Genomic DNA, 25632 nt, shown 5'->3' on the forward strand with positions numbered 1-25632 from the left:
TTGCAACTCGCCGTCTTCAATCTTGGTGGAGGTAAACGGGATCGAACCGATGACCTCTTGCATGCCATGCAAGCGCTCTCCCAGCTGAGCTATACCCCCCAAAGACCTGCCCAAGGCTTTCACCTTGCAACGCAACAATCAATTTATCGCGCTGTGCAGAGCCTCAAATTATAGACAGGTTTTTAGCGGTTTTTCAAACGCGAGAGAATTTTTTCGCGTCCCAGCAGTTCGATGACCGCGTCGACCGAGGGCGTGTGGGCCGTGCCCACCGCCAGCACGCGCACGGGCATGGCCAGGGCCGGCATCTTCACGCCCTGCGCCTTGAGCACTTCCTTGATGGCAGCGGCGATGGCGTCCTTGGTCCACTCCACGGTTTCCATGGCGGCGGCAAAGGCGTCGAGCACCGGACCCGCGGCTTCGGTCACGTGCTTGGCGTAGTCCTCGGCATTGCGCTCCACGCCGTCCATATAGAAGACCTTGGCCCAGTTGGCCAGGTCCACCAGGGTTTCGCAGCGGTCCTTGAACAGTGCACAGATGCGCACCAGGCGGTCGTCGGCTTCGAGCAGCGCGGCATCGACGCCGGCCTTGACCACGAAGGGCTTGGCCAGCTGTGCCAGCCGGGCATCGTCCATGGCCTTCAGGTGCTGGGCATTGACCCAGCGCAGCTTGGCCTCGTCGAACTGGCCGGCGCTGCGGCCCAGGTGGTCGAGGTTGAACCACTCCAGGAACTGGGCGCGGCTGAAGATCTCGTCGTCGCCATGGCTCCAGCCCAGGCGGGCCAGGTAGTTGACCATGGCGTCGGGCAGATAGCCTTCATCGCGGTACTGCGTCACGGCCTTGGCGCCGTTGCGCTTGCTCATCTTCTCGCCCTGCTCGTTGAGCACGGTGGGCAGGTGGGCAAAGACCGGAACCTGGGCGCCCAGCGCCTCGAAGATGTGGATCTGGCGCGGCGTGTTGTTGACATGGTCGTCGCCGCGGATCACATGGGTGATCCCCATGTCCATATCGTCCACGCAGACACAGAAGTTATAGGTGGGCGTGCCGTCGGGGCGTGCGATCACCAGGTCGTCGAGCTCGGCGTTCTGGAACTCGATGCGCCCCTTGCACTTGTCGTCCCAGCCGACCACGCCGGTCTGCGGGGTCTTGAAGCGCAGCACGGGCCTGACGCCCTCGGGCACGGGCGGCAGCACCTTGCCGGGCTCGGGGCGCCAAGTGCCGTCGTAGCGCGGCTTTTCCTTGTTGGCCATCTGCCTTTCGCGCAGCGCGTCCAGTTCCTCCATGCTCATGTAGCAGGGATAGACGTAGCCTTTCTCCTGCAGCCTGGCCAGCACCTCCTTGTAGCGGTCCATGCGCTGCATCTGGTAGAACGGGCCTTCGTCATGGTCGAGCTGCAGCCAGGCCATGCCCTCCAGGATCACGTCCACCGATGCCTGGGTGGAGCGCTCCAGGTCCGTGTCCTCGATGCGCAGGATGAAATCGCCCTGGTTGGCGCGGGCGAACGCCCAGGGATACAGTGCCGAGCGGATGTTGCCCAGGTGGATGAAGCCCGTGGGGGACGGGGCGAATCGGGTACGTACTTTTTGCGTCATCAGAGTGTGTCCAGTCCGCGGGAAATATCGGCCTTGAGATCTTCGAGATGCTCCAGACCCACGGAAATGCGAATCAGGCCCTGGCCCACGCCGGCAGCCTGGCGCTGGGCTTCGGTCAGGCGGCCGTGCGAGGTGCTGGCCGGATGGGTGATGGTGGTCTTCACATCGCCCAGGTTGGCGGTGATGGAGCACAGGCGGGTGCTGTCCACCACGTGGAAGGCATTGGCGCGCAGCTGCTCGGCGCCCTCGCCGGCCACGTCGAAGGCCAGCACGGCGCCGCCCATGCCGTTTTGCTGGCGCATGGCCAGTGCATGCTGGGGATGGCTCTTGAGGCCCGGGTAGTAGACGCGCGCCACCTTGGGGTGCGACTCCAGCCAGGCCGCCAGCTCCAGCGCCGCGGCGCTTTGGGCCCTGACGCGCAGCGCCAGAGTCTCCAGGCCCTTCATCACGGTCCACGCGTTGTACGGCGCGATGTTGAGGCCGCCGCTGCGCAGGAAGGTGCCCATGACCTTGTCCACCAGCGCAATGGTGCCGCAGACGGCGCCGGCCATCACGCGGCCCTGGCCGTCCAGGAACTTGGTGCCCGAGTGCACGACCAGGTCGGCGCCCAGCTTGGCCGGCTGCTGCAGCACGGGCGTGGCAAAGCTGTTGTCCACGGCCAGCAGCGCGTTGTGGGCATGGGCCAGCTCGGCCAGCGCGGCAATGTCGCACAGGTCGGTCAGCGGATTGGTGGGCGTCTCGGCGAACAGCAGCCGCGTATTGGGCTTGACGGCGGCCTTCCAGGCTTCGATGTCGGTCTGCGAGACGAAGCTGGTTTCCACGCCGAAGCGGGCCATTTCGGTGCCCAGCAGCTTGATGGTGGAGCCGAACATGGACTGCGAGCAGATCACATGGTCGCCGGCCTTGAGCGCGGTCAGCGCCACCAGCAGGATGGCCGACATGCCCGTGGAGGTGGCCACGGCGCACTCCGTGCCTTCCATGGCGGCCAGGCGCTTTTCGAAGCTGGTGACAGTGGGATTGCCCGTGCGGCTGTAGGTGAAGCCGGGCTCTTCGTTGGCAAAGCGGCGCGCGGCGGTGGCGCAGTCGGGCTGCACGAAGCTGCTGGTCATGTACAGGGCTTCGCAATGCTCGCCCCACTGGCTGCGTTCAACGGCCTCGCGCACGGCCAGCGTGTCGGGATGCAAGCCCTCGGGTAATGTCTTGTTGGTCACAATTGGTTGTCCAGATGGTACGGAACACGACGGGCAGCAAAGACAAAGTGGCCTCGTTCTGGGCCACATTGCTCGGACGCTCCGCCTTTTCTTCCTGCCGGCCTGTGTTCAGCGCCAGCTATGAAAATCAAAGCTGCTGGCGCTTCTTCCCCAAGAGTTATGGCAATGAAACCATTGGAAACTCTTGGCAGGCCTGCGCAAGCTGCTCATCTTTTCGATAGCCAACTTGCACAGGCCCTGGAACAGAGCCGCCAGCCCTGCTGGCCGCATTTTCCTCCCGAATGGCCATTCTTGCTGCCACCGGGATCATGACGCAGGGCCGGCGCAGTTCTGCCAGCGCGCAGATCAGGCTTCCTGCGCGTTGGGCAGCGACAGGCGCGAAGTGTCCTCGGACTCTTCCTCGCCGCCGCGGTTGCGGCCTTCGTTGAGCGCCGTGACTTCGTCGTCGGAGATATCGCCCGTGATGTAGACGCCGTCGAAGCACGAGGCCTCGAAGCCCTGCACCTGGGCGTTGATCTTGCCGACCGCCTGCTTCATCGCGTCCACGTCCTGGTAGATCAGCGCATCGCAGCCGATCACCTGGCGGATCTCCTCCACCGTGCGGCCATGGGCCACGAGTTCGGCGCGCGTGGGCATGTCGATGCCGTAGACGTTGGGATGGCGCACCGGCGGCGCGGCCGAGGCCAGGTACACCTTGGTGGCGCCGGCATCGCGCGCCATCTGCACGATTTCCTTGGAGGTGGTGCCGCGCACGATGGAGTCGTCCACCAGCAGCACGCGGCGGCCCTTGAACTCGCTGCCGATGGCATTGAGCTTCTGGCGCACCGATTTCTTGCGCGTACCCTGTCCCGGCATGATGAAGGTGCGGCCCACATAGCGGTTCTTCACGAAGCCTTCGCGGTAGGGAATGCCCAGCAGCTGGGCCAGCTGCATGGCGCTGGGGCGGCTGGACTCGGGGATGGGGATGATGGCGTCGATCTCGCTGGGCGGCACGGTGGAGACCACGCGCTTGGCCAGCGTCTCGCCCATGTTCAGGCGCGCCTGGTAGACCGAGATGCCGTCGAGCACCGAATCCGGGCGGGCCAGGTAGACGTATTCGAACACGCAGGGGTTCAGGTGCGTCTCGTCGGCGCACTGCCGGCTCTCGATGCGGCCGTCGTTGTGCACGAACACGGCTTCGCCGGGCGCCACGTCGCGGTCCAGCACATGGGTCGTGCCCTCGAGCGCCACCGACTCGCTGGCCAGCATGACGGTGCCGTCGGCGCCATGGCCGATGCACAGCGGACGGATGCCGAACGGGTCGCGGAAGGCCAGCAGTCCGTAGCCGGCGATCAGCGCGATCACGGCATACGAGCCCTTGATGCGCTTGTGCACGGCGCGCACGGCCTTGAAGATGTCCTCGGTCTGGAGCGGCGCACCGCTGGTGGAGCGGGACAGCTCGTGGGCCAGCACGTTGAGCAGCACTTCGGAGTCGCTCTCGGTATTGGTGTGGCGGTGGTCGGTGTCCGCCAGCTCCTGGCGCAGCTGCTTGGCGTTGGTGAGATTGCCGTTGTGCACCATGACGATGCCGAACGGCGCATTCACGTAGAAGGGCTGGGCCTCTTCCTCGCTGGACGCATTGCCTGCCGTGGGATAGCGCACCTGGCCCAGACCCACATTGCCGGGCAGCGCACGCATGTTGCGCGTGCGGAACACGTCCTTCACCATGCCCTTGGCCTTGTGCATGAAGAACTTGCGTTCCTGCTGGGTCACGATGCCGGCGGCATCCTGCCCACGATGCTGCAGCAGCAGCAAAGCGTCATAAATCAGCTGATTCACGGGTGCGGTGCTGACCACACCAACGATTCCACACATAGTAGCGTTCCATTGGTTTGCGAAGGCTGCCCCTCGCCACACTCGCCTGCCCACCACCATTGGCTGGCCTGCGTTTTCACCGGGTGCAGATGGATCGCACCTGCACCGGATTCCTTGTGGCGGCTGCAGCGCTTGGCCGCAGCCGCCGTATTCCTTCATCCTGACCGCCCCGGCATGTCTTGCATCTGGCGGCATTGCCGGCCGCTTCAAGTTCCCGCAGCCGCCGGCAGATATTGCTCCCACTGCGCCGGCAATGCCGGCAGTGCCATCCCCAATGCCTCGGACAACCAAGGCGCCAGCGCCGACTGTTGCCACCACGGCGCGGTGTGCAGCGGCGTGTAGCGGATCACCAGCGCCAGCACCAGCAGCAGCAAAACGCCGCGCAGAACCCCGAACAGCGCGCCCAGCGTGCGGTCCACGGGCCGCAGGCCCACGGCCTCGACCAGCTGCTTGGACAGCCAGGACACCAGCCCCCAGGCAAACATGGCTGCCACCAGCAGCAGCACAAAGCCGGCCGCATAGCGCAGCTGCATGTCCCAGCCGTCCAGCGGCAGCCACTGCGCCATGTCCTGCGCCCAGGTGCGCGCCACGACGAAGGCCACGATCCAGCCGACCAGCGACAGCACTTCATAGACCAGGCCGCGCCAGGCCCCCAGCAGCATGGAGCCCAGCAAGACGGCCACCAAAATCCAGTCCAGCGTGGTCATGAGAGCCTGGTTCTATGTCGCGCGTATGTCTTCAGACCGTCTCGCCTGCCGGCACCTGTCCTGTCAGCCCTTGAACACCGAGGCCGGCAGGCCCAGGCCCTTCACGCGGGCGGCCGCCTTGTCGGCATCGGCCCGGCTGCTGAACGGGCCCACGCGCACCCGCGTGCGCTTGCCATCCTTGGTATCCACGGTCTGCGTGAAAGCGTTCAGGCCGGCACCGCCGAGCTTGGACTTGATCTCGTTGGCCTTGCTGGCCTCGGCAAAGGCGCCGATCTGAATGATGAAGCGCTCGTTGCCCGCACTGGCCGAATCGCCCGCCGATGCAGCGGGAGCGCTGCGGCCCTCGAGCAGGGCGCGAGCGCGTGCGGCCTCGTCGCTCTTGCCGGGCTCGGGCTTATGCTTGGGCTCCGGCTTGGGTTCGGGTTTAGGCTCCGGCTTGGCCTCGGGCTTGTGCTTGGGCTCCGGTTTGGGTTCCGGCTTGGCCTCGGGTTTGGGTTCGGGCTTGCGCTCCGGCCTGACCTCGGGCTTGGGCTCGGGTTTGGGAGCCGGCGGCACCACGGCAGGCGCCGGCGCAGCGATGGCAGGAGCCGGTGCAGCAGTTTCAGGAGCGGCAGGCTTGGGAGCCGGCGCGGGAGCTGGCGCGACACCGCGCGACGGAATCTCTTCCTCGCCGTCGCCCAGCGAAGCACGGGCCGTGACCTGGCCGTTGGACGCGGCCACGCCGCCGACGGCATTGGCGCCGGGCACCACCACGGGCGCGGCGTTGTCGCGGTCCGGAATCTCGATGGGAATGTCCACGGGAATGGGCCGCGGCTGGGTATCGAACAGCAGCGGGAACCCGATCACCCCTGCCAGCACCAGCACTGCAGCGCCGATCAGGCGATGGCGGGCACGGCGGCGCATGGCCTCCACGCTCTCGCCCTGGGCCAGCCGGCCGGGCCGCTTGGCGCCAGGCACGGCTTGCGCGCCATCATCTTTCTTGCCGGGCCAACGAATATTGAAAAGTGCCATGGAGTACGGACTCGTTCAGGCCTGTGACCGCAGCCATGCCGCAGCGGCAGGCCGTAGTTTCAGTTGCCCAGGTGTTTGGCGTTCAAGCGGGGCGTGCCGTTCTGCAGCACGCCGCCCACGGTGTAGAACGAACCAAAGACCACGATTCTATCAGCCGCCTGGGCAGCCTCCACCGCGGCGTCCAGAGCCTGCTGGGGGTTGGCGAAGGTCTGCATGCTCACATCGGTGCGCAGACCGGCCCGGGACTGCAGCTCGGCCAGCTTGGCCTTGAGCCCTTCGGCCGTGTCCGCGCGCGGCGTCGGCAGGTCGGTGAAGTACCAGCGGTCGATCAGCGGCGCGACCTTCGTGAGCATGGGGGCCCAGTCCTTATCGGCCATGGCGCCGAACACGGCATGCGTGGTCGGGAAATAGCCCATGGCATCGAGGTTGGCCGTCAGCGCCGCCACCGAATGCGGGTTGTGCGCCACGTCCAGCACCAGCGTGGGCTGGCCCGGGATGATCTGGAAGCGCCCGGGCAGCTCCACCATGGCCAGGCCCGTGCGCACGGCCTGCGCGGTCACAGGCAGCTGGCCGCGCAGGGCCTCCAGCGCCGCCAGCACGCCCGAGGCGTTGACCAGCTGGTTGGCGCCGCGCAGTGCCGGATAGGCCAGGCCGGCATAGCGGCGGCCGCGGCCGGCCCAGCCCCACTGCTGCTTGTCGCCGTCGTAGTTGAAGTCCTTGCCGAAGCGCCACAGGTCGGCGCCGATTTCCATGGCATGGTCGATCACGCTTTGCGGCGGCATGGGGTCGCTGACGATCACGGGGCGGCCGGTACGCATGATGCCGGCCTTCTCGCGGCCAATGCTTTCGCGGTCGGGGCCGAGCAGTTCCATGTGGTCGAGGTCGATGCTGGTGATGACCGCGCAGTCGGCGTCAATGATGTTGGTCGCGTCCAGGCGCCCGCCCAGGCCGACTTCCAGGATCGCCACGTCCAGCCTGGACTGGCTCATCAGATGCAGGATGGCCAGCGTCGTGAATTCGAAGTAGGTAAGCGCCACCTCCGCGCCATCCTTCACGCGGGCCTGCTCCACCCGCTCGAAGTGGGGAATCAGGTCGCCGGCACTGACGATCTCGCCGCCCACGCGGCAGCGTTCCTCGAAATGCACGAGGTGGGGCGAGGTGTAGACGCCGGGCCGGTAGCCGGACTGCAGGGCCACGGCTTCCAGCATGGCGCAGGTCGACCCCTTGCCGTTGGTGCCCGCCACCGTGATCACGGGGCAGTCGAAATGCAGCTCCATGCGCTGCGCGACGGTGCGCACGCGATCCAGGCCAAGGGCGATGTTCTGGGGATGCAGACGCTCGCAATATGTGAGCCATTCATCCAATGTGGGAAATGTGGTGTGCATACTGGGCGCTATTGTCACCCAGCACCAGAGGCCCTATGGCCGGCCGCGTTAGCGGCAGGCGAAAAGCTTTGCCAAATGCTTTGCCAGGTGCAACCATCTTCAGGAACCGACCCATGACCTCCACCATCACGCTCTACGGCATCCCCAACTGAACCCCCACAATTGATTTTTTTCACAAATCTCTTGCAAGTGCTTGATTTGCTTATACTGTGTCGCACATCCTCAGAATTTTTTCACAAAAATTCAGGGAAATTTCACAAAGAGAAAGGGCAAAAATGCACTTCTACAAGCTACCTAGAGGCATACAAGAAACAACAAGAAAGAACAAAGATGGCTCGCCAGTGGTTGCCTATCGGGTTCAGATGAACAGGCAAGGGGTCAAGCTGGACAAGCTTTTTTCATCAGTTCAAGAAGCTTTAGAGTTCTTAAATGATGAAAGAAAAAAGCTAAAGCTAAAAAAGCTAGTCATTGAACAAGACGAAGAAAAGCTAAAAGCTTTTAGACTTAAATCTTATGAACATTTAAGCTCAGAGGATGGCAAAGAGTTTATAAATCAATACTTCAACAACCCTACTTTTGATAGATATATTAAAAAGTACATTGATGAATTTTTGAAAATTAAATACAGAAATGTACTAATAGGAAGCTATCAGAGTTAACAGCAGAAGAAAAACACAAGCTAAAAAATTACTCAAATAAAGTTAACAAGCTTGAAAGAATGGCAAAAATTAAAGTTCAAGATTTTAATCTTGGAGCTTTAGAAATTGCCTTCAAGGGTTTTAATTCGAGCCAAAAACCTATTGGAAATTTCACACTGGAAGAAATTACAGTATCTACAATTAATTCTTATGTAAAAAGCAGGATACAAGACAACCTTAGAGCTAGCTCAATAAGAACAGAGCTTGTTTTGATGAATAGTGTTTTAGAGTATTCAAAGCACTTAAACAGCGATTTGAAAGACTTCAAAAACCCAATAAAAGATTTTGATAAAAAGCTTTACTCTTTAGCCATTCCTGCGAAATCAAAATTTTTCAGATTTGCAGACAGTGAAGAAGAAAACAAAATAACTAAAAAAGCTTTTATTGAAGCAGTAGAGAAAAATAAAAATCCCGAGCTTGTTTTCATTGTTAAGTTGATGATGCTCACAGCTATGCGAAGGGCTGAAGTAGTTCTTTTAAAATGGTCGCAAATTTACGAAAATTTTATTCAACTAACAGACACCAAGACAAACCCCCGCCCCGTCTACTTAACAGCAGATGCAAAAGAACTGATTAAATCAATTCCTAGAAAATCAGGGCAAGACCGGCTTTTCTCTTACACAGTGGGAGGCTTTGAAGCTTCGCTTAGGTATCATTTGAACAAATTTGGACTTAAAGACATTACAGCTCATAAACTCCGTAAAAATTCAATCTCTGAATTTGTGGAAGTTATCGGAGCAGATAACAGCCTTTTGATTTCTGAAATTCTAGGCATTAGGGACATTGCAGGCTTAGAGCGAGAAATTAAGACAATGCCAACCTCTAGCCTAAACACTCAAACAGAAGTCCTTAAATCTGTTGGTCATACAACCTCAGCAGTGACTAAAAAGCATTACTTCTCTTTAAATTTGAAAAAGCAAAAATAATTGATAGCATAGAGATAGAACAAAAAGGTTTATCTCTATGGCTAAATTATTTATTACTATTTCAGATGTAAAAAGAATAATCTTTCTTATACACAGAAGAACAATTTTAAAGCTTCAATTAAAAGCTTACGATTACACAAAAGAAGAACACAAATCAAAAATCATTATTCTTGAAGTTCTCTTAAACTTCATTGAAGCAGAGCTAAAGAGGTTCCACGATGACGACATAGAACACATAGACAGGAGTCTAATGGAAGGCTACACAGATAAAGAAATTAGCTCTATGTATAAGTATTACATCAGCAAGCAAAAGAGAAAATTAAACCGATGGAACAAGTAACCTAAGCAGTCTAAAGACTGCTTTTTTATTGCCATTTGACAAATACCATAAAATTTACTTTAATAGTATTAAATACCTTGTACGTCCTTTCATTTTGATTGTCTCGCTGGGGTATTTAATTAAAAAGCACAGCAGAGGATAGAAAAGGCAAAGACAATAAGACCGTTTTTATTTCTCTATCACGATAGAAGATATCCACTTGATTTAAAGTAGTTAAGAAAGTGAAAGGGGCTAACGGACTAGCCCAAAGGTTTAAAAGCCTTTAAAGTGTTTTTAAGTGGTTACAGAGGAACTATACACAGCCACAGGGAGAGACTTAAGAACAGACCCCGTATAGTAGATTTAAAGCATCTAGCACTGTTTAACTTGATACAGCTTTATTAGTTATCAAGCCCGTATCGACGGCGATATGCCTAAGCACTTTTGAAAAAGAGTTTTTAAATATATCGCTGAGAAGGGAAAAGTCCAAACCTTAGCAATTTTTTTTTGAATTGCTCGGGTTTGGGAAACTTTTCCCCTCTCTGGCTCAATCCTAAGCATATCTAAGAGAGGGGAAAAGTTTAATAAAGTGTATTTTGGTATTAGTTCCATCATTCAACAGACAATAAGAGGTTACGAACTAGGAATAACAACAATAAAAGAAACTAGGAATAATCAACGGTATTCTGTGAAGTGAAACGAAACACTTATCTAAATAAAGAAAAAGTAGACTTGTTCTACTTTTTTTATTTACCCCTACGGAGGTAGGTATCCCCTCTCCGAGGGGACGGAAGGGGTGGCACTCAACAGATACAACAACACTAGGAACACCCAACACACATAGAAGATAGGAAGGAGCGAAGCGACAAAAACGGCCGCCAAGCGATTTTTAACCTCTACCTATACCAACACCCTACCCCACCAGAAAAAACGGCTCTACGGGGCTATAAATCAACCCCAACCCCTAGGGCTTGACATTTAAAAAGCTTTTACTATATTTAAAACAATTCCTATATTTAATTTAGTAAAACCTTCTTTGATAGAAACACCAAAGCCCCAGAAATGGGGCTTTTTTGTTTTCTGCATCATTTGACTTTGGCTTTTATTTTGCTATATTGAATTTATCATATAGCAAAGGAGTACAAATATGAAAACAGACGATATAGAATTTAACTACAAACAAAACCAAGTAGATTATGAGAAAAACAAAGAAGATATGAAAGAATTATCTATAGCATTAGAAAAAAGAATGAGGGAGGATAAGATAGTTAATTATGTTGGACTTATTGCCATTTTTTCCTGTTTAATCTTCATTGCTTGGGAGTTTTTAAGATGAATTTCTTCAAAAAACTAAAATTTAAGAAAGAAGAAAAAGAGAGGATAGAGCTAGAACAAAAGCAATTACTTTTAGCTCTTAATCTAAAAGTCTTTAACTTAGAGTGGCGACTTGATGAACTAGAAAAACAAATAAAGGAAAAATATGATAATTGAATTTTTAATAGGTGCTGCGAAAGCAGTTTTAGGAATTAAAAGCACAGCAGCAACGGCCTCAGTCACAAGTTACGGGGGGGTTGTTGTCTATGGAGGTTTATTGCTTTGGTTTATTTTAATAGCCGCATTTATCAAGATTTTCAACTCAGCTTTTAAGGGCTCATCATCTGAAAGGATAGACCCTGTAGAAGATGTAAAGAAAGCTTTAAAACAACAGCAGAAGAAACAACAACAGCAACAAAGAACAATAGAAGTTGACAGAGTGATAAAGAAATAAAAACCTAATTAATTACAGTTAACAAGAATAAAAAGAGAGATTTATAAAATGAAAAAATTAAAGGACTTTACAAAAACAGACTTAGAAAAAATTAGTCAATTCTCTAGCAAATGGAAAGACTCAAAGACTAAAAAGGTCAGATACTACTTAAACACCATCAAAATTCTAGAGTATTACGGAAATGTTTTTAAGCTTGAGAGTAATGATTACGATTCATTCTTAAATTACAAGATATGGATTGAAGATAAAGAATTATTCACAGATAACAAAAACAAAAGAATACTTTTAAAAATATCAAATAACATCTACAAGATACTAGAACTAAGATTTTAAAAAAACAAAAGCCAGCTTTTAAAGTTGGCTTTTTATTAGCTATTCATCATTTAAAAAATTGACTTTACTAATTGCTTATATATAGTAAGTAATACATAAGCAAGGTAACCCGTCTAGCGACCGGAATAAACAAAAAATTATTTTTGTTTTCTTTTCTGGGAGACCCAGACCCCAGGTTTACAACCTCGCTTTTTATGAACAGCCAGCCCCGACACGGGGCAATAACAACAATAAGAAAGGCAATTTATGACACAAAAAAAAAAAAGACCTGGCCAATCATCAGAATTAGGAAAAATCAGAGATAGACAGCTACACATAAGACTTGATGAAGATGAGTTCAACAAACTAGAAGAACAAGCAAAATTAAAAAGAACATCAACAGCTAAATACTGCCGAGACACTTTGCTATATGGAAATAGTCAAATAGCAAAAACAAATATTGACCATGTGAAGCTATTAAATGAACTTCATAAAATTGGGGTTAATTTAAATCAAATAGCACACAGAGCAAACAAAGGCGAAGCCTTAAGTAATTTAGTTGATGACTTTATTGACAACTTTAAAGCATTTAAAACCCTTAAAAAATCACAACACACAAGGGAGGTAAGCAATGCTAATAAAGATTTTTAAAAATGTGGGCAAAGGCTCAAGCCGCGGCCCTATCTCTTATTTACTTGGCAAAGATAAGGACGGAAAACAAAGAGAACCCGCCCCTGTAGAACTCAATCAGCTTATGACAAGTGAGGGTTCTAAAGATGCCGTAGCTTTTTTGATTGATAACAATAAAAGAGCAAATAAGTATACTTCTGGTGTAATTGCTTTTCGTGATAACGAGAAGTTAAGACCTATGCAAATACAAGAAATCATCAAAGACTTTAGGAAAACTTTTTTACCTGGCTTAGATGAAAACAATGTCCCCGTTTTGTGGGTTATGCACAGAGAAAAAGGGAATACCGAACTCCATTTCTTAGTTCCAAAAATGGAAGCAACCACAGGCAAAGCTTTTAACATTGCACCACCTGGACCAGCATCTCAAAAGCTATTTGAAGATTTCCAGAAACTTCAGAATGATAAGCTAGGGTTTAAACAAGTAACTCCAAATCTCTTAAAAGCTCAGTTTGATACTTTTGAGAAAGGAACAAGAAAAGAAAAAATTTCATCTTATCTTGTTGAAAAAGTCAAAGCTAATGAGATACACAACAGAGCCGACCTTTTAAGACACTTACAACACAAATTAAAATGGAAAGTTTCAAGAATTGGTAATGACTTTATTTCTGTTATTCCAACAGGAAAAACCAAGCCCATAAGACTAAAAGGCTCAGCATTTACAGCAAAGGCAGATTACAGGGATATGTTAAAACAGTCTAGCAACCACCCCACAAAGCTAAATCCCGATGAAATCTTAAAGATAGATAAGAGTTTACAGAATGGGATAAAAGCTAGAACTAATTACAATCTTAAGAACTACATCAACCCACCTAGCTACAAGAACAGAGGTTTAAATTTCAAAAGTAAAACACCAGCAATTAAGCAAAACATCGTGCCCAAGGTGCCTATGGCACAGCACAAAGCTCCCCTTGAGGGACAAGGCTCCAGCCCTCAACCTCTTAAATCGCTCTCTGTGGAGTTTTCCAGCTCTACCCATACCAACACACCACCACACCAAAAAAACAGCACTGCGGCCCATTCTGGCCCTTCCCTTGGGTCTGGTGGTTCTTCTGGCAGTGGTACAAGTTCAATAGATGCTCAAATTTCATCAGTTAAAGCACAAATGAACAGCGAGAAGAACCCAGCCCGTAGAGCACAGCTACACACTCAGCTTTTAGCTTTACAAGTCAAAAAAGATCAAATGTTATTGCAACAACACAACGACAGACTAAAGCAGTTGAACAAGATAAAGCCATAAAAGAAAAAAGCCCCTAGGGGCTTTTATTGTTTAGAATTTTAGTAATTTATCTTTTTTCAATTGCTTGTAGTCATCACTGTTTTTTATTCTTTCCATTTTTTCAAGGTCTTGATTTATATCATCTTGCAAAGTCAATGCTTTAAATTGTTCATCATCTAAAGCTAACAATTGTTGAATAGTAAAGACTTGAGAATATCTCAATTTCTTAATGAATGGGCTTTTAGTGTGTTCACTAACAAAACCATAACTAACACCACCAACTTTTTTAGCTATCTCATCAAGTGTCATTTTTGGTTCAGTGATAAAAAGCTCAATCGCTTTTCTTCTTCTATCTTTATAGCTTTGACCTTTTGCTAAGCCCCCAGCTCTTCCGTTTTCTCTTAAAACCTCAATATATCTATTCATTTTTATTTATCCTTTGCTATATGATTTATTCAATATAGCAAATATTTTTTATAAATCAATATTTGAATTTGTCTTTTATTTTGCTATATTGAAATTATCATATAGCCAAGAAGGAGAAAATATGACTAACAAAAGAACTTTAATAAATGAAATTGACACATTCAAAGGAACTAATTTATACAAATATCAAACGAGAGTACATTTCAATATTATTGAAGATGGTAAAAATTTAGTTTCTCGCTGGTGTGATATAAGAGGTAAAGTTTCACACGAAAAAGCTAGGTCTATTCTTGACTCTGTTTTTATGACTAAAGAAGATTACTACGAAGAGTATAAAACGGAGCTAGATAGAGAATTAGCATACGAAAAAATTTTCAATTTTGAAGATGATTACGAATACTGGCAAAAACTTAGAGATTGTTAAACCAATAAAAAAAGCCCCATCGCTGGGGCTTTCTTATTTATCAACCAAGGACATTAAATATGCCCCTCTCTTTTTCCAACATGACGGACAATCAAAAGAATTACTCCGACGACAAAAACCACTCCCCCGAGACTTTTATCAAGACCTCCAAGCAAGAGAGAAGCAATAGCCAGCAGTGTTACCCTCCAAAAAAATAGCATACAGAAAAGAACAATAACAACAAAGATAAAAGATTTCATCTTGAATATACTTCATTAAGAGAAATTAAAGCCCCAAAAGGGGCTACTCAATTACCAGAAGTGAGGAACTCCCTTTGGTGTTTCTTTTACTGATTTTGGAATTTTGAACCGATTGATGATGGTGTTTTTGATATCTCCGCCAACATTCAAATCTTCCAAATTGAGAACAGGTGGCAAAAGTGAAGATTGAATATGAATTATTGGCTGCTTGGTATTCGGGTTATCCAAAGAGAACGAATCTACTGCAATCACTGAATGCAATTGCCTTCCCTCATCCATGGCATAGGTTTGCAGAACATACCCATACACTGATACAAGGAGTTCTGTTGAACGACTGCCCTTTGATTTCAGTTTGGAAATTTCCCCCTCAATTTGCCTAGCTTCTGCTTCTGATTTTGGCTTGTATTCCATGTGATATGGAAGATCTCCCATCAAAATATAACTGTAATATGTTTGAGGAGGAAATGATTTGTCTTTCAACTTAAATTCAGCTCCACCACCATTTGGAGAAATGAATTTAAATGTATTTGTCTCGTGGCTGTACTCATTTACAATGACTTTCTCACGAGTAATAATCTTAATATTTCCAAGTTTTTTTGCTTTGGCTCGATATGATTCCAATTCTGGCTTAAGAGATTTAAGAATATCCTGCTTCTTAAAACCATCATTTTCGTTACGGTAACTTTCTGACAGTGTGTGTGCAAGAGCACTGTCAGTGCCTTTGTAGCCTTGACACCAATACATATCAAGGTATTTCATGTAATTTGAATCGCCAATTTGAAATTGCTCGCTGTAATCCAATGAAGTAGGATAGGTCAGCTTTTCTGAACTACGACGAGCCAACCCAAACACCTTTTGTTTTTGGTCATTGGGATTCTGCATAGAAATAACTTTTTGATTTCCAATGTCGCAGGCCATCAAAGGAAGGGGCAGAGCCAAGTTCAATGCCAGCAAAATTCCAATTTGCCTCATAATTTTTCCGTCAATTTACCGTAGCACCATGCCACAGAGGTAAAGGAATTTTTAAACGGATAGAGGTACTGTGCTACTGTCAGAACTGACAGGTCAGGGACAAATCAGACCTTGAGTGATAGCTCTAGCCACAGCTTGATGACGGCTTGATACACCAAGTTTATGCATTGCATTGCCGATATGGAAATTGGCTGTTCTTTCAGAGATATTGAGAATTTTTGCCATCTCCCAAGAAGTTTTTCCCATCGCAGACCATTGCAAACAGTCTTTTTCACGGATTGTTAGTACAACAATTGGCTTCTTATTTTTTGACGATGGTAAATTATCCAAGGCTTCATGCAAATGCAAAGCTAATATCAATGCTTGACCCGCCATATAAACCTCATGCCGTTCTGTCATCTCAATAGATGTTTCAGGTGGCCTATCTGATGTAAGACTTAAAAGAGCACCACCAAACCCTCGTTTACCCCCAACAGTTACGGTTACTCCACTTGCTAGACCATGCTGGCGAGCCTCATCCATCACAGGGTCTATTGATGTAGAAAGTTTATTCCACATCACAGGCAACGGACTACTAACTGCACGAGCAATTACAGGGTCACGAGGCATATGGTTAACTTTTTGATAGTGCAACATCCAATCAGCAGGATAAGTAGTAATAATTCCTTTATCTGCCAAATCTTCAATTGGAACTATTGGTCTCTCATCAACATAAAAAACATTCTCATTTGTTGGCGGTGTCAAATCTGAATAGAAAAAATTACTAAATCCAAGTTTTTCAACTTGAGAGTTAAAGACACAAGACAGCTCTTCATAAGTGTCTTGCTTTAGTAATTCTTCAAAGAAATGCAACTGATGGAACATTTGTGAGAGCTATTTTCAACCATTGATTAAGCTGAATTTACATAAAATATAAAAATAAAGCCCCAAAAGGAGCTTTATTAAAATATTTCCGACTTACTGATTTGCTTCAATTTTGTAGCCATTGCTATCAAGCCATTCAATCAAAATTTTCCTAGGAACAACATCGTTCCCTTTTTCATTCTTTTGTTTTTTATCTGCCAAATTGGCATTGATGAGGTTTTCAATCCATTTGGGATTTGCACCCTTGCCAGCATGCCATGTCTCCTCATGGTTGTCTTTATTCCTGTAAACAGGAACTTTCGGGGCTTGGCTCTTGCCTTTATTGCTATTCTTTTGAGGAGCAACAAGCTCAATAGTTGTAGGAAAAGGAGCTTTAAAACCAAGTTCTTCAAAGGTCAGTTTGTACTGTGCAATTTTTGCCTTGATTTCTTCAACAACAGTAGCTTTTTCAGCTTGAATAATCTCTTGTTCTTTAGCTTGCAGTTCTGCAATCTGCTTTTGAAGTTCTGCAAGTGTCAGTTCTTTAGCCATCTCTTAAACCCCTTAAAAAAAGCTTTTACAGGTACATTGTGCCGCACTTTTTTAATGCATAGCTATCCTTTAAACGCTTTTTTAACACTGCTTAGACCAGGGGCCCCCAGGGCGGGAGGTCATTCATTCGGACAGGTCCGAACAAACGACCTTGACGATAGAAACCCTCTTGACAGATCAACTTTTTTTGTAGTATTGAAAAACTTCGCTTTTTTGTGAAAAAACAACAATTTCACAAATTTTCAGACTTTAGAAATTTCACAAAATGAACAAAATCAACAACTTACCTGTTGTTTATGGAATATCCAATTGCGACACCGTCAAGAAAGCGCGCAGCTGGCTGACCGAGCAAGGGCTCGCTTACGATTTCCACGACTTCAAGAAACAGGGCGTGCCGGCCGAGCGCCTGCCGGCCTGGATGGAGGCCGTGGGCTGGGAAAAGCTGCTCAACCGCCAGGGCACGACCTGGCGCAAGCTGGACGATGCCGTCAAGGCGCAGGCCCGGGATGCCGCCAGCGCAGCCGCCGTCATGGTGGAACACCCCAGCGTCGTCAAGCGCCCCGTGGTGCAATGGCCCGGCGGCCGGATCACCGTGGGATTCAAGGCCGAGGACTGGCAGGCACTGGTGCAGGCCTGAAGCGACGGAGAGAGGCAAACACTCACATTGCCACATTGATTTACGTAGATTTACGCAGCGCCATCATGGTTTTCACCTGGGAGGACTAAACTTTTCTTCAGTCTGGCGCACAAAGCGCCATGACAGGAGAAAAATGATGAAACCCCTGGCAGTAATGACGCTGGTTGCAGCAACCGCCTCCATGAGCACCGTGGCCTTTGCCCAGGAACGGGGCCGCGTGCTGTCCACCACCCCCATCACGCAGCAAGTGGTCGTGCCGCAGCAGGTCTGCAATGACCAGACCGTGGCCGTGGCTCCGCGCAGTACCGGTGCCGGGGCCGTGATCGGCGCGATTGCCGGCGGCGTGCTGGGCAATGCCATCGGCGGCGGCGCCGGCCGGGCAGCCGCAACGGCCGCAGGCGCCGTGGGTGGCGCCATGCTGGGCAACCAGGCCGAAGCCTACGGCCCGCCCCAGTACCAGACCGTGCGCCAGTGCAGCACGCAGAACTACTACCAGAACCAGACCGTGGGCTACAACGTGGTCTACGAATACCGGGGGCGCAACTACACCACGCAGACCTCCACGCCCCCCGGCGACTGGATTGCGCTGAACGTGACGCCCGCGGACAACGGCAACCTCTACAACAGCAACGGCTACTACGACAACCCCGCACCCGCCCAGGTCTACGGCACCGTACCCGTGGCGCCTGCGGCGAGCTACCAGAGCGGCTACTATGCGCCCCAGCCTGCCTATACGGCTGGCGACTATGTCGCGCCGCTGCTGATCGGCGCCGCCATCGGTGCGGGCGCCTACTATGCCACGCGCCCCCACCACCATGGCTATTACCGCCCGGGCTGGCACGGCGGCTGGCGCCGTTGATGCAGGCAAGCTGCACGCGCGCCGCACCTAAAGGAACAAGAGCCCCAGCCACGGGGCTCTTGTTCTTTGGGGCAGGCCGCGCATGCAGCGGATACGTAGCCTAAAATGGCTGGTTTGTCCCTAGACCACGCCTTTTGCGTTCCTTTCCATGACCACCGAAACCATTGAGGGCGTGGCCCTCACCACCAAGGCCAATGTGTACTTTGACGGCAAGTGCGTCAGCCACAGCTTCACCCTGCCCGACGGCACCAGGAAGTCCGTGGGCGTGGTGCTGCCGGCCACGCTGACCTTCGGCACGGCCGCCGCCGAGATCATGGAATGCGTGGGCGGCTCCTGCGAGTACAGGCTGGACGGCAGCGACGAGTGGAAGAAGTCCTCGGCTGGCGAGAGCTTCCAGATTCCCGCGAACTCCAAGTTCGACATCCGCGTGAGCGAGGCCTACCACTACATCTGCCACTACGCCTGAGGCACCCGATTGCGCCCGGGCCCGGACGGCTGCAGCCCAGCCATTCAAGGCCTTTTTAGCCTCTGGCGCAGACCAGGCAAGCGCCAGCAGCTATCACTTTGAAGAGAAATCCCATGGAAACCATCCTGCAACACGTTCCCGTCGGCCAGAAGGTCGGCATTGCCTTCTCCGGCGGCCTGGACACCAGCGCGGCCCTGCGCTGGATGAAGAACAAGGGCGCCCTGCCCTATGCCTACACCGCCAACCTCGGCCAGCCCGACGAGGAGGATTACGATGCCATCCCCCGCAAGGCCATGGAATACGGTGCAGAGAAGGCCCGCCTGATCGACTGCCGCCCCCAGCTGGCCAACGAAGGCATTGCCGCCATCCAGGCCGGCGCCTTCCACATCTCCACCGGCGGCATCACCTACTTCAACACCACGCCGCTGGGCCGCGCCGTGACCGGCACCATGCTGGTGGCCGCGATGAAGGAAGACGACGTCCACATCTGGGGCGACGGCTCGACCTTCAAGGGCAACGACATCGAGCGCTTCTACCGCTACGGCCTGCTGACCAACCCCGCGCTGAAGATCTACAAGCCCTGGCTGGACCAGACCTTCATCGACGAGCTGGGCGGCCGCGCCGAGATGTCGGCCTTCATGACCAAGGAAGGCTTCGGCTACAAGATGAGTGCCGAGAAGGCCTACTCCACCGACTCCAACATGCTGGGCGCCACCCACGAGGCCAAGGACCTGGAGCAGCTCAACAGCGGCATCCGCATCGTCAACCCCATCATGGGCGTGGCGTTCTGGAAGCCGGAAGTCGAGGTCAAGGCCGAGGAAGTGTCGATCACCTTCGACGAAGGCCGCCCCGTGGCCGTCAACGGCAAGGAAATCGCCGACCCGGTGGAGATGTTCCTGGAACTGAACCGCATCGGCGGCCGCCACGGCCTGGGCATGAGCGACCAGATCGAGAACCGCATCATCGAGGCCAAGAGCCGCGGCATCTACGAGGCCCCGGGCATGGCGCTGCTGCACATCGCCTACGAGCGCCTGGTGACCGGCATCCACAACGAGGACACCATCGAGCAGTACCGCATCAACGGCCTGCGCCTGGGCCGCCTGCTGTACCAGGGCCGCTGGTTCGACCCGCAGGCCATCATGCTGCGCGAGACCGCCCAGCGCTGGGTGGCCCGCGCCGTGACCGGCACCGTGACGCTGGAGCTGCGCCGCGGCAACGACTACTCTATCCTGAACACCGAGTCGCCCAACCTGACCTACGCGCCCGAGCGCCTGTCGATGGAAAAGGTCGAGGACGCGCCGTTCAGCCCCGCCGACCGCATCGGCCAGCTGACCATGCGCAACCTGGACCTGATGGACACCCGCGACAAGCTGGCCATCTACTCCAAGGCCGGCCTGCTGTCGCTGGGCACCAGCAGCGCGCTGCCCCAGCTCGGCGGCGGCAACAGCAAGTAAACGGCCTGCCTGCCGTTTCCTCATCCAAGCCGCCTGCGGGCGGCTTTTTCGTACCCGCGCCAGCGCCTGCGGGCCAGCGCCCGCGCCCGGTCACTTGCAGGGATCGGGCTCCAGGCCCACGCCGCGCCACATACACCCGCTGACACAAAACAAGCCCCGGTCTTTCAATACGGAACGGCCAACACGGGTAGAGTCGCGGCATTGTTAGACGAAAGGCTCAATACATGACACTTCAAAAAGCACGCAGCGGCCTTGTTCTGGCGGGACTGGTTCTGTCGGCAGGTTTTTCCGTCAATGCCCTGGCCCAGGACGCAGCCGCCAAGCCCGCCGAGGCGCCTGCCGATCAGGCAGCGGCGCAGCCGAAGGTCGATGCGGCGGCCGTCGATGCGGCCCTCAAGCAGCGCCTGCAGGCCGTGGTGGCCGCCATCAACGGCAAGAGCAAGATCGCCGCCAGCAACTTCAGCGAGCCATTCATCAAGGAATCGCCCGTGGACGCCGTCCAGAAGGCGTTCGACTCCCTGCGCTCGGGTACCGGCAGCTGCCAGCCCGTCGGCCGCATGCAGGTCTCCAACCCCATCACCGCCAGCGTGCTTCTGTCGTGCCAGAAGGGCTTCGTGCCGCTGGAAATGGCCGTGGAGCCGCAGGCGCCCTACCGCATCACCGGCATGCTGCTGCGCCCCGCCTACTGGAAATAATCCCTCCATGCCCCGCATGGCAAAGCCGCCCCGCCCACCGGCCGGGCGGCTTTTTTGACTGCGGCAGGCCATTTCCGCGCCTCGCGCATTCCCGTCAGCAAGGCAAAAACGCAATTTCTGCACGCCATCCACCACGGCATGGCCAGAACAAAGGACAATAGAGGTTTTTTTCTGTCCCGGGTATCTTCTGAGCGCTGCGGCGCGAAAGCGGGCAAAAATCACCAACTTTCCGATACGAGGTATCACCATGCGCGCACCATTGATGGCCGTCGCCCTTGCCACCCTGGCCGGCTCCGCCCTGGCCGCCGACCTGCGGGTGGGCACCAATCCGGCCTACGAGCCCTTCGAATACAAGACCCCTTCCGGCGAGATCGTGGGCTTCGACATCGACATCGCCAACGCGCTGTGCGAGCAGATCAAGCGCAAGTGCGTGTTCGTCGAATCCGAATTCGACAGCGTGATCCCGGGCCTGCAGGCCAAGAAGTTCGACATCATCGTCAGCTCGATCTCGATCACCCCCGAGCGCCAGCGCGTGGTGGACTTCACCAAGCGCTACTACAAGACGCCCAGCGCCATCGTGGTCAAGAAGACCGTCAAGTACACCGGCCCGGCCTCGCTCAAGGGCATGAAGATCGGCGTGCTCAAGGGCAGCACGCAGGAGAAATGGGCCCTGGGCGAACTCAAGCCCGCCGGCGTGAACGTGGTGGCCTACCAGTCGCAGGACCAGGTCTACCTCGACCTGCAGGCCGGCCGCCTGGACGGCACCGTGGCCGACAAGGTGGAAGTCAATGGCGGCTTCCTGCGCAAGCCCGAGGGCAAGGATTACGGCTACGTGGGCCCTGACCAGTACGACGTGAAGTACTACGGCGAAGGCATCGGCATCGCCATGCGCAAGGGCCAGAAGGAGCTCAAGCAGCAGCTGGACGAGGCGATCGACACCATCCGCAAGAACGGCACCTACGCCAAGATCGCCAAGAAGTACTTCGACTTCGATCCTTACGGCCAATAAATCCATGTTGTGCGTTTTGCGTTGAGCGTCTGGCGGCGGATGTCCGCCTGACGTGGGGCGCGGGGCGCTCAACCAGCACGACATGAGTGGATACTATTACTCGATCCTGCACGGGGCGCTGCTCACGGTCGCGGTGTCGCTGGCATCGCTGCTGGTGGCCACGCTGATCGGCCTGCTGGGCGCGGCAGCCAAGCTGTCGGGCCGGCGCCCGCTGGTCTGGCTGGCCACGGCCTACACCACGGTGGTGCGCGGCATTCCCGAGCTTTTGATGATGCTGCTGATCTTCTACGGCGGCGCCATCGGCCTCAACAGCCTGCTCGAGCTGCTGGGCAGCGACCAGGGCGTGGACCTGAACCCCTTTGCCGCCGGCGTGATGACCATCGGTTTCATCTACGGCGCCTACATGACCGAAACCTTCCGCGGCGCCATCCTCGCCATCCCCAAGGGCCAGATGGAGGCCGCCTGGGCCTTCGGCATGAGCCCGCTGCGCACTTTCATCCGCATCACGCTGCCGCAGATGGTGCGCTATGCGCTGCCCAGCTTCACCAACAACTGGCTGGTGCTCATCAAGGCCACCGCCCTGGTCAGCCTGATCGGCCTGCACGACATGACCTACCTGGCCAAGCAGGCCAGCGCGGCCGTGCGCGAGCCATTTGCCTTTTTCCTGTTCACTGCGGCGCTGTACCTGCTCTTCACCGCCGTGTCGCTGCAGCTGCTCAAGCGCCTGTCGGCGCGCTACAGCCTCGGAACGGACAAGGTGCAGCTATGAACTGGAGCGTGATCTTCGAACCCGACACGCTGGCCCTGTACATGCAGGGCCTGGCGGTCACGCTGCAGCTGACGCTGATCAGCCTGGCCATCGGCGCCGTGCTGGCGCTGCTGATGGCGCTGGCCCTGGTCAGCCGCTCGGCGCCCATCCGCCTGCCGGTGGCGGCCTTCACCTACTTCATGCGCGGCACGCCGCTGCTGATCCAGGTGTACCTGATCTACTACGGCTTCGCCCAGCTCGAGTGGGTGCAGGCGCGCTGGGACACGGTCTGGCCCTGGACGCAGTTCAAGGAGCCCTTCTTCTGCGCGCTGCTGTCCTTCAGCCTGAACACAGCCGCCTATACCGCCGAGATGCTGGCCGGCGCGATCCGCGAGACCCACAAGGGCGAGGTCGAGGCCGCGCGCGCCATGGGCATGGGCCGCTGGCAGCTGATGCGCCGCATCGTGCTGCCCAGCGCCATCCGCCGCATGCTGCCGGCCTACGGCAACGAGGTGGTGATGATGCTGCACAGCTCCAGCCTGGCCAGCACCGTGCCGGCGCTGCTGGACCTGACCGGCGCCGCCAGCCGCGTGTATTCCGATTTCTACCTGCCGTTCGAGGCCTACCTCTTCGCGGCCGCCATCTACCTGTGCATCACCTTCAGCCTGATCGGCGGCTGCCGCCTGCTGGAGCGCCGCTACCTGGGCTACCTGGCACCGCGCAAAGCCTGAGCGGGCGAGAACGACCATGACAAGCAACACCCCCTACAAACTCCAGGCGCTGGACATCCACAAGCGCTATGGGCAAAACGAAGTGCTCAAGGGCGTTTCGCTGAATGCCTGCGCCGGCGACGTGATCAGCATCATCGGCAGCTCGGGCTCGGGCAAGAGCACCTTTTTGCGCTGCATCAACCTGCTGGAGCAGCCGCAGCAGGGCCGCGTCATCGTGGCCGGCGAGGAGCTGCAGCTGCGCCCCGGGCGCGACGGCGCACTGCAGGCAGCCGACCAGCGCCAGCTGCAGCGCCTGCGCTCGCGCCTGGCCATGGTGTTCCAGCACTTCAACCTGTGGGCCCACATGACGGTGCTGCAGAACATCATCGAGGTGCCGGTGCATGTGCTGGGCCTGCCGCGCGACGAGGCCGTGGCGCGCGCCCGCAAGTACCTGCAGCTGGTGGGTCTGGAGGGCCGCGAGGACACCTACCCCGGCCACATGAGCGGCGGCCAGCAGCAGCGTGTGGCGATTGCCCGCGCGCTGGCGGTGGAGCCCGAGGTGATGCTGTTCGACGAGCCGACCAGCGCGCTAGACCCGGAGCTGGTGGGCGAGGTGCTGCGCGTGATGCAGGTGCTGGCGCAGCAGGGGCGCACCATGCTGGTGGTGACCCACGAGATGGGCTTTGCCCGCGAGGTGTCCAACCACGTGATCTTCCTGCACCAGGGCCTGATCGAGGAGCAGGGCCATCCGCGCGAGGTGCTGTCCAACCCCAGGAGCGAGCGGCTGGCACGCTTTCTGTCGGGCAATCTCAAATAAAAAAAAAACATAGCATCCAGCGCCTGCCAGGCAATATTTTCAGATCAATTGAGGATTTAAATCCTTTCCTGGCAAGCGCAGCCCGCTACTTTTTCTGAAGCCCTCGGGCAGTGCTACCAGCGCACGCCATCGAAGCGCTGCACCAGGAAGTCCAGCAAAGCGCGCACGGCTGGAGCCAGATGCCGGCGCGAGGGATACAGCGCATACACGGTGAGCCGGGGCGGCTCCCAGTCGGGCAGCAGCACCTCCAGCACCCCCTCCTGCACCAGCGGCCGCACCAGATAGGTGGGCTGCAGCGCAATGCCGGCGCCGGCCCGGGCCGCGGCCATGAGCACCACTGCATCGTTGGCCGTGAAGCGCGTGGGCACGCTCACCCGCTGCTCTCCGGCCTGCGCGTGAGTGAAGCGCCATTCGCTGCGCCCGAAATTCGCGTGCCCCAAGCAGCAGTGACCGGCCAACTGTGCAGGCTGCGCGGGCCGGCCCGCTGCGTCCAGATAGGACGGCGCCGCCACCAGCACCGAGTCGCAGACCGCCAGCGGCCGCGCTATCAGCGCCGGATCGGGGTCTGCGCTGATGCGTATGGCCAGGTCGATGCGCTCGGCCACCAGGTTCACCGCCCCCTCGCTCACATGCAGGTCCACCTTGAGCTGCGGATGCAGCGCCAGGAAGTCGCCCAGCGCCGCGGCCAGCTGCGCATAGCCGAAGGACATGCTGCAAGTCAGCCGCAGCTGGCCACGCAGCGCGGTGCCCGCCGGCGCCGTTTCCTCCTCCACCTCCTGCGCAAGCGCCAGCATCTGCAGGCAGCGGCGCAGGCACTGCTCGCCCGCGTCGGTCAGCGTCACGCTGCGCGTGGTGCGCTGCAGCAACCGCGCCCCCAGCCACTGCTCCATCTCGGCCACATAGCGCGTGACCATGGCGCGCGACATCTCCAGCCTGTCGCTGGTCGCGGTAAAGCTGCCGGTCTGGGCCACATCGGCAAAGACACGCATGGCGGTGAGTCGATCCATTCAATTTGCTCGATATAAGAAACAATAAAGCGCATTTTTACCGGTTTATCTGGACCGTTTCAAGAAATAAAGTCCTGCCTGTCGATTC

General features: G+C 54.4%; 29 protein-coding genes and 1 tRNA gene. 17 read left to right on the forward strand and 13 right to left on the reverse strand.

Annotation, left to right across the window (positions count from 1 at the left end; translation table 11 throughout):
- Nucleotides 1–23: 23 nt before the first annotated feature.
- The 7 genes from V8Z74_RS20710 to folC all read right to left on the reverse strand — a co-directional run bounded on the left by V8Z74_RS20710 (nucleotide 24) and on the right by folC (nucleotide 7757).
- Nucleotides 24–99 (reverse strand) — tRNA-Ala (locus tag V8Z74_RS20710).
- 83 nt (nucleotides 100–182) lie between these two features.
- Nucleotides 183–1589 carry a glutamate--tRNA ligase gene (gene gltX / locus V8Z74_RS20715; protein ID WP_349710969.1) on the reverse strand — a complete coding sequence of 469 codons (1407 nt, stop codon included), beginning with the start codon at nucleotides 1587–1589 and terminating at the stop codon, nucleotides 183–185.
- Entirely contained in the window at nucleotides 1589–2800 is a 1212-nt protein-coding gene (locus tag V8Z74_RS20720; protein WP_349710970.1) for an O-succinylhomoserine sulfhydrylase, read from the reverse strand. Before V8Z74_RS20720 ends, gltX begins: the two co-directional genes overlap by 1 nt.
- A gap of 345 nt (nucleotides 2801–3145) precedes the next feature.
- Nucleotides 3146–4654, reverse strand: a complete 1509-nt coding sequence (gene purF / locus V8Z74_RS20725) for an amidophosphoribosyltransferase (RefSeq protein WP_066480537.1) — start codon at nucleotides 4652–4654, stop codon at nucleotides 3146–3148.
- Nucleotides 4655–4860: 206 nt separating this feature from the next.
- Nucleotides 4861–5361, reverse strand: coding sequence for a CvpA family protein (locus V8Z74_RS20730; RefSeq protein WP_349710972.1), 501 nt, complete (start codon nucleotides 5359–5361; stop codon nucleotides 4861–4863).
- Between the two features lie 63 nt (nucleotides 5362–5424).
- Nucleotides 5425–6372: an SPOR domain-containing protein gene (locus V8Z74_RS20735; protein WP_349710973.1), complete on the reverse strand. Its 948-nt coding sequence runs from the start codon at nucleotides 6370–6372 to the stop codon at nucleotides 5425–5427.
- A 59-nt stretch (nucleotides 6373–6431) separates the two neighbouring features.
- Nucleotides 6432–7757 (reverse strand): bifunctional tetrahydrofolate synthase/dihydrofolate synthase, encoded by a 1326-nt coding sequence (gene folC, locus V8Z74_RS20740; RefSeq protein ID WP_066480528.1) that lies wholly within the window; start codon nucleotides 7755–7757, stop codon nucleotides 6432–6434.
- A 275-nt stretch (nucleotides 7758–8032) separates the two neighbouring features.
- On the opposite strand from folC, the gene V8Z74_RS20745 reads away from it, so the two are divergent.
- The 7 genes from V8Z74_RS20745 (at nucleotide 8033) to V8Z74_RS20775 (ending at nucleotide 13707) form a co-directional block, all read left to right on the forward strand.
- Nucleotides 8033–8416 (forward strand): hypothetical protein, encoded by a 384-nt coding sequence (locus tag V8Z74_RS20745; protein ID WP_349710974.1) that lies wholly within the window; start codon nucleotides 8033–8035, stop codon nucleotides 8414–8416.
- A gap of 59 nt (nucleotides 8417–8475) precedes the next feature.
- Nucleotides 8476–9381: a site-specific integrase gene (locus V8Z74_RS20750; RefSeq protein WP_349710977.1), complete on the forward strand. Its 906-nt coding sequence runs from the start codon at nucleotides 8476–8478 to the stop codon at nucleotides 9379–9381.
- 1466 nt (nucleotides 9382–10847) lie between these two features.
- Complete coding sequence (locus V8Z74_RS20755; RefSeq protein WP_349710979.1) at nucleotides 10848–11036, forward strand: hypothetical protein; 189 nt, start codon at nucleotides 10848–10850, stop codon at nucleotides 11034–11036.
- A complete protein-coding gene (locus V8Z74_RS20760; protein ID WP_349710980.1) occupies nucleotides 11033–11191 on the forward strand; it encodes a hypothetical protein in 159 nt (52 codons plus the stop codon). Before V8Z74_RS20755 ends, V8Z74_RS20760 begins: the two co-directional genes overlap by 4 nt.
- Complete coding sequence (locus tag V8Z74_RS20765) at nucleotides 11181–11468, forward strand: hypothetical protein (protein WP_349710982.1); 288 nt, start codon at nucleotides 11181–11183, stop codon at nucleotides 11466–11468. The genes V8Z74_RS20760 and V8Z74_RS20765 overlap by 11 nt, the downstream gene beginning before the upstream one ends.
- Nucleotides 11469–12047: 579 nt before the next feature.
- Nucleotides 12048–12431 carry a plasmid mobilization protein gene (locus V8Z74_RS20770; protein ID WP_349710983.1) on the forward strand — a complete coding sequence of 128 codons (384 nt, stop codon included), beginning with the start codon at nucleotides 12048–12050 and terminating at the stop codon, nucleotides 12429–12431.
- Nucleotides 12412–13707, forward strand: coding sequence for a relaxase/mobilization nuclease domain-containing protein (locus V8Z74_RS20775; protein WP_349710984.1), 1296 nt, complete (start codon nucleotides 12412–12414; stop codon nucleotides 13705–13707). Before V8Z74_RS20770 ends, V8Z74_RS20775 begins: the two co-directional genes overlap by 20 nt.
- A 30-nt stretch (nucleotides 13708–13737) precedes the next feature.
- Here V8Z74_RS20775 and V8Z74_RS20780 read toward each other — a convergent pair whose 3' ends face one another.
- The gene (locus V8Z74_RS20780) at nucleotides 13738–14112 is read right to left on the reverse strand and encodes a hypothetical protein (RefSeq protein ID WP_349710985.1); all 375 of its coding nucleotides are present in this window, start codon (nucleotides 14110–14112) and stop codon (nucleotides 13738–13740) included.
- A 121-nt stretch (nucleotides 14113–14233) separates the two neighbouring features.
- Here V8Z74_RS20780 and V8Z74_RS20785 point away from each other — a divergent pair, with 121 nt between their 5' ends.
- On the forward strand, nucleotides 14234–14536 hold the full coding sequence (locus V8Z74_RS20785) for a hypothetical protein (RefSeq protein WP_349710986.1): 303 nt from the start codon (nucleotides 14234–14236) through the stop codon (nucleotides 14534–14536).
- Between the two features lie 53 nt (nucleotides 14537–14589).
- Here V8Z74_RS20785 and V8Z74_RS20790 read toward each other — a convergent pair whose 3' ends face one another.
- The 4 genes from V8Z74_RS20790 to V8Z74_RS20805 all read right to left on the reverse strand — a co-directional run bounded on the left by V8Z74_RS20790 (nucleotide 14590) and on the right by V8Z74_RS20805 (nucleotide 17142).
- The gene (locus tag V8Z74_RS20790; RefSeq protein WP_349710987.1) at nucleotides 14590–14775 is read right to left on the reverse strand and encodes a hypothetical protein; all 186 of its coding nucleotides are present in this window, start codon (nucleotides 14773–14775) and stop codon (nucleotides 14590–14592) included.
- A gap of 51 nt (nucleotides 14776–14826) precedes the next feature.
- Entirely contained in the window at nucleotides 14827–15747 is a 921-nt protein-coding gene (locus V8Z74_RS20795; protein ID WP_349710988.1) for a hypothetical protein, read from the reverse strand.
- A gap of 93 nt (nucleotides 15748–15840) precedes the next feature.
- Entirely contained in the window at nucleotides 15841–16611 is a 771-nt protein-coding gene (locus V8Z74_RS20800) for a helix-turn-helix transcriptional regulator (RefSeq protein WP_349710990.1), read from the reverse strand.
- A gap of 93 nt (nucleotides 16612–16704) precedes the next feature.
- Complete coding sequence (locus tag V8Z74_RS20805) at nucleotides 16705–17142, reverse strand: H-NS histone family protein (protein ID WP_349710991.1); 438 nt, start codon at nucleotides 17140–17142, stop codon at nucleotides 16705–16707.
- 265 nt (nucleotides 17143–17407) lie between these two features.
- Between V8Z74_RS20805 and V8Z74_RS20810 the strand changes: the two genes are divergently transcribed.
- The 9 genes from V8Z74_RS20810 (at nucleotide 17408) to V8Z74_RS20850 (ending at nucleotide 24537) form a co-directional block, all read left to right on the forward strand.
- A complete protein-coding gene (locus V8Z74_RS20810; protein ID WP_349710992.1) occupies nucleotides 17408–17779 on the forward strand; it encodes an ArsC family reductase in 372 nt (123 codons plus the stop codon).
- A gap of 136 nt (nucleotides 17780–17915) precedes the next feature.
- The gene (locus V8Z74_RS20815; RefSeq protein WP_349711032.1) at nucleotides 17916–18638 is read left to right on the forward strand and encodes a glycine zipper 2TM domain-containing protein; all 723 of its coding nucleotides are present in this window, start codon (nucleotides 17916–17918) and stop codon (nucleotides 18636–18638) included.
- A gap of 148 nt (nucleotides 18639–18786) precedes the next feature.
- Nucleotides 18787–19104, forward strand: coding sequence for a pyrimidine/purine nucleoside phosphorylase (gene ppnP, locus V8Z74_RS20820; protein ID WP_066480519.1), 318 nt, complete (start codon nucleotides 18787–18789; stop codon nucleotides 19102–19104).
- Nucleotides 19105–19217: 113 nt separating this feature from the next.
- Nucleotides 19218–20558, forward strand: coding sequence for an argininosuccinate synthase (gene argG / locus V8Z74_RS20825; RefSeq protein ID WP_349710993.1), 1341 nt, complete (start codon nucleotides 19218–19220; stop codon nucleotides 20556–20558).
- 224 nt (nucleotides 20559–20782) lie between these two features.
- The gene (locus tag V8Z74_RS20830) at nucleotides 20783–21253 is read left to right on the forward strand and encodes a hypothetical protein (protein ID WP_066480510.1); all 471 of its coding nucleotides are present in this window, start codon (nucleotides 20783–20785) and stop codon (nucleotides 21251–21253) included.
- Nucleotides 21254–21500: 247 nt separating this feature from the next.
- Nucleotides 21501–22262 carry a lysine/arginine/ornithine ABC transporter substrate-binding protein gene (locus V8Z74_RS20835; RefSeq protein ID WP_349710994.1) on the forward strand — a complete coding sequence of 254 codons (762 nt, stop codon included), beginning with the start codon at nucleotides 21501–21503 and terminating at the stop codon, nucleotides 22260–22262.
- A gap of 82 nt (nucleotides 22263–22344) precedes the next feature.
- Nucleotides 22345–23031 (forward strand): ABC transporter permease, encoded by a 687-nt coding sequence (locus V8Z74_RS20840; RefSeq protein WP_066480571.1) that lies wholly within the window; start codon nucleotides 22345–22347, stop codon nucleotides 23029–23031.
- Nucleotides 23028–23741 (forward strand): ABC transporter permease, encoded by a 714-nt coding sequence (locus V8Z74_RS20845; protein ID WP_066480500.1) that lies wholly within the window; start codon nucleotides 23028–23030, stop codon nucleotides 23739–23741. Before V8Z74_RS20840 ends, V8Z74_RS20845 begins: the two co-directional genes overlap by 4 nt.
- Before the next feature lie 16 nt (nucleotides 23742–23757).
- Nucleotides 23758–24537, forward strand: a complete 780-nt coding sequence (locus V8Z74_RS20850) for an ABC transporter ATP-binding protein (protein WP_066480495.1) — start codon at nucleotides 23758–23760, stop codon at nucleotides 24535–24537.
- 113 nt (nucleotides 24538–24650) lie between these two features.
- Here V8Z74_RS20850 and V8Z74_RS20855 read toward each other — a convergent pair whose 3' ends face one another.
- A complete protein-coding gene (locus V8Z74_RS20855; protein ID WP_349710995.1) occupies nucleotides 24651–25544 on the reverse strand; it encodes a LysR family transcriptional regulator in 894 nt (297 codons plus the stop codon).
- Nucleotides 25545–25632 lie beyond the last annotated feature (88 nt).

The organism is Comamonas sp. w2-DMI (assembly GCF_040187735.1).
In the GTDB taxonomy this organism is placed as follows: domain Bacteria; phylum Pseudomonadota; class Gammaproteobacteria; order Burkholderiales; family Burkholderiaceae_C; genus Comamonas; species Comamonas terrae.

Bases quoted from the DNA above. Each gene is read 5' to 3' on its own strand.
- V8Z74_RS20810 (WP_349710992.1), top strand. From the start codon at position 17,408: ATGAACAAAATCAACAACTTACCTGTTGTTTATGGAATATCCAATTGC.
- V8Z74_RS20790 (WP_349710987.1), bottom strand. From the start codon at position 14,775: ATGAAATCTTTTATCTTTGTTGTTATTGTTCTTTTCTGTATGCTATTT.
- V8Z74_RS20840 (WP_066480571.1), top strand. From the start codon at position 22,345: ATGAGTGGATACTATTACTCGATCCTGCACGGGGCGCTGCTCACGGTC.
- V8Z74_RS20730 (WP_349710972.1), bottom strand. From the start codon at position 5,361: ATGACCACGCTGGACTGGATTTTGGTGGCCGTCTTGCTGGGCTCCATG.
- V8Z74_RS20775 (WP_349710984.1), top strand. From the start codon at position 12,412: ATGCTAATAAAGATTTTTAAAAATGTGGGCAAAGGCTCAAGCCGCGGC.
- V8Z74_RS20770 (WP_349710983.1), top strand. From the start codon at position 12,048: ATGACACAAAAAAAAAAAAGACCTGGCCAATCATCAGAATTAGGAAAA.
- V8Z74_RS20850 (WP_066480495.1), top strand. From the start codon at position 23,758: ATGACAAGCAACACCCCCTACAAACTCCAGGCGCTGGACATCCACAAG.
- V8Z74_RS20745 (WP_349710974.1), top strand. From the start codon at position 8,033: ATGCACTTCTACAAGCTACCTAGAGGCATACAAGAAACAACAAGAAAG.
- V8Z74_RS20780 (WP_349710985.1), bottom strand. From the start codon at position 14,112: ATGAATAGATATATTGAGGTTTTAAGAGAAAACGGAAGAGCTGGGGGC.
- V8Z74_RS20845 (WP_066480500.1), top strand. From the start codon at position 23,028: ATGAACTGGAGCGTGATCTTCGAACCCGACACGCTGGCCCTGTACATG.
- folC (WP_066480528.1), bottom strand. From the start codon at position 7,757: ATGCACACCACATTTCCCACATTGGATGAATGGCTCACATATTGCGAG.
- V8Z74_RS20765 (WP_349710982.1), top strand. From the start codon at position 11,181: ATGATAATTGAATTTTTAATAGGTGCTGCGAAAGCAGTTTTAGGAATT.
- ppnP (WP_066480519.1), top strand. From the start codon at position 18,787: ATGACCACCGAAACCATTGAGGGCGTGGCCCTCACCACCAAGGCCAAT.
- V8Z74_RS20830 (WP_066480510.1), top strand. From the start codon at position 20,783: ATGACACTTCAAAAAGCACGCAGCGGCCTTGTTCTGGCGGGACTGGTT.
- V8Z74_RS20755 (WP_349710979.1), top strand. From the start codon at position 10,848: ATGAAAACAGACGATATAGAATTTAACTACAAACAAAACCAAGTAGAT.
- V8Z74_RS20800 (WP_349710990.1), bottom strand. From the start codon at position 16,611: ATGTTCCATCAGTTGCATTTCTTTGAAGAATTACTAAAGCAAGACACT.
- V8Z74_RS20855 (WP_349710995.1), bottom strand. From the start codon at position 25,544: ATGGATCGACTCACCGCCATGCGTGTCTTTGCCGATGTGGCCCAGACC.
- argG (WP_349710993.1), top strand. From the start codon at position 19,218: ATGGAAACCATCCTGCAACACGTTCCCGTCGGCCAGAAGGTCGGCATT.
- gltX (WP_349710969.1), bottom strand. From the start codon at position 1,589: ATGACGCAAAAAGTACGTACCCGATTCGCCCCGTCCCCCACGGGCTTC.
- V8Z74_RS20835 (WP_349710994.1), top strand. From the start codon at position 21,501: ATGCGCGCACCATTGATGGCCGTCGCCCTTGCCACCCTGGCCGGCTCC.
- V8Z74_RS20805 (WP_349710991.1), bottom strand. From the start codon at position 17,142: ATGGCTAAAGAACTGACACTTGCAGAACTTCAAAAGCAGATTGCAGAA.
- V8Z74_RS20760 (WP_349710980.1), top strand. From the start codon at position 11,033: ATGAATTTCTTCAAAAAACTAAAATTTAAGAAAGAAGAAAAAGAGAGG.
- V8Z74_RS20785 (WP_349710986.1), top strand. From the start codon at position 14,234: ATGACTAACAAAAGAACTTTAATAAATGAAATTGACACATTCAAAGGA.
- V8Z74_RS20750 (WP_349710977.1), top strand. From the start codon at position 8,476: ATGGCAAAAATTAAAGTTCAAGATTTTAATCTTGGAGCTTTAGAAATT.
- V8Z74_RS20795 (WP_349710988.1), bottom strand. From the start codon at position 15,747: ATGAGGCAAATTGGAATTTTGCTGGCATTGAACTTGGCTCTGCCCCTT.
- purF (WP_066480537.1), bottom strand. From the start codon at position 4,654: ATGTGTGGAATCGTTGGTGTGGTCAGCACCGCACCCGTGAATCAGCTG.
- V8Z74_RS20735 (WP_349710973.1), bottom strand. From the start codon at position 6,372: ATGGCACTTTTCAATATTCGTTGGCCCGGCAAGAAAGATGATGGCGCG.
- V8Z74_RS20815 (WP_349711032.1), top strand. From the start codon at position 17,916: ATGAAACCCCTGGCAGTAATGACGCTGGTTGCAGCAACCGCCTCCATG.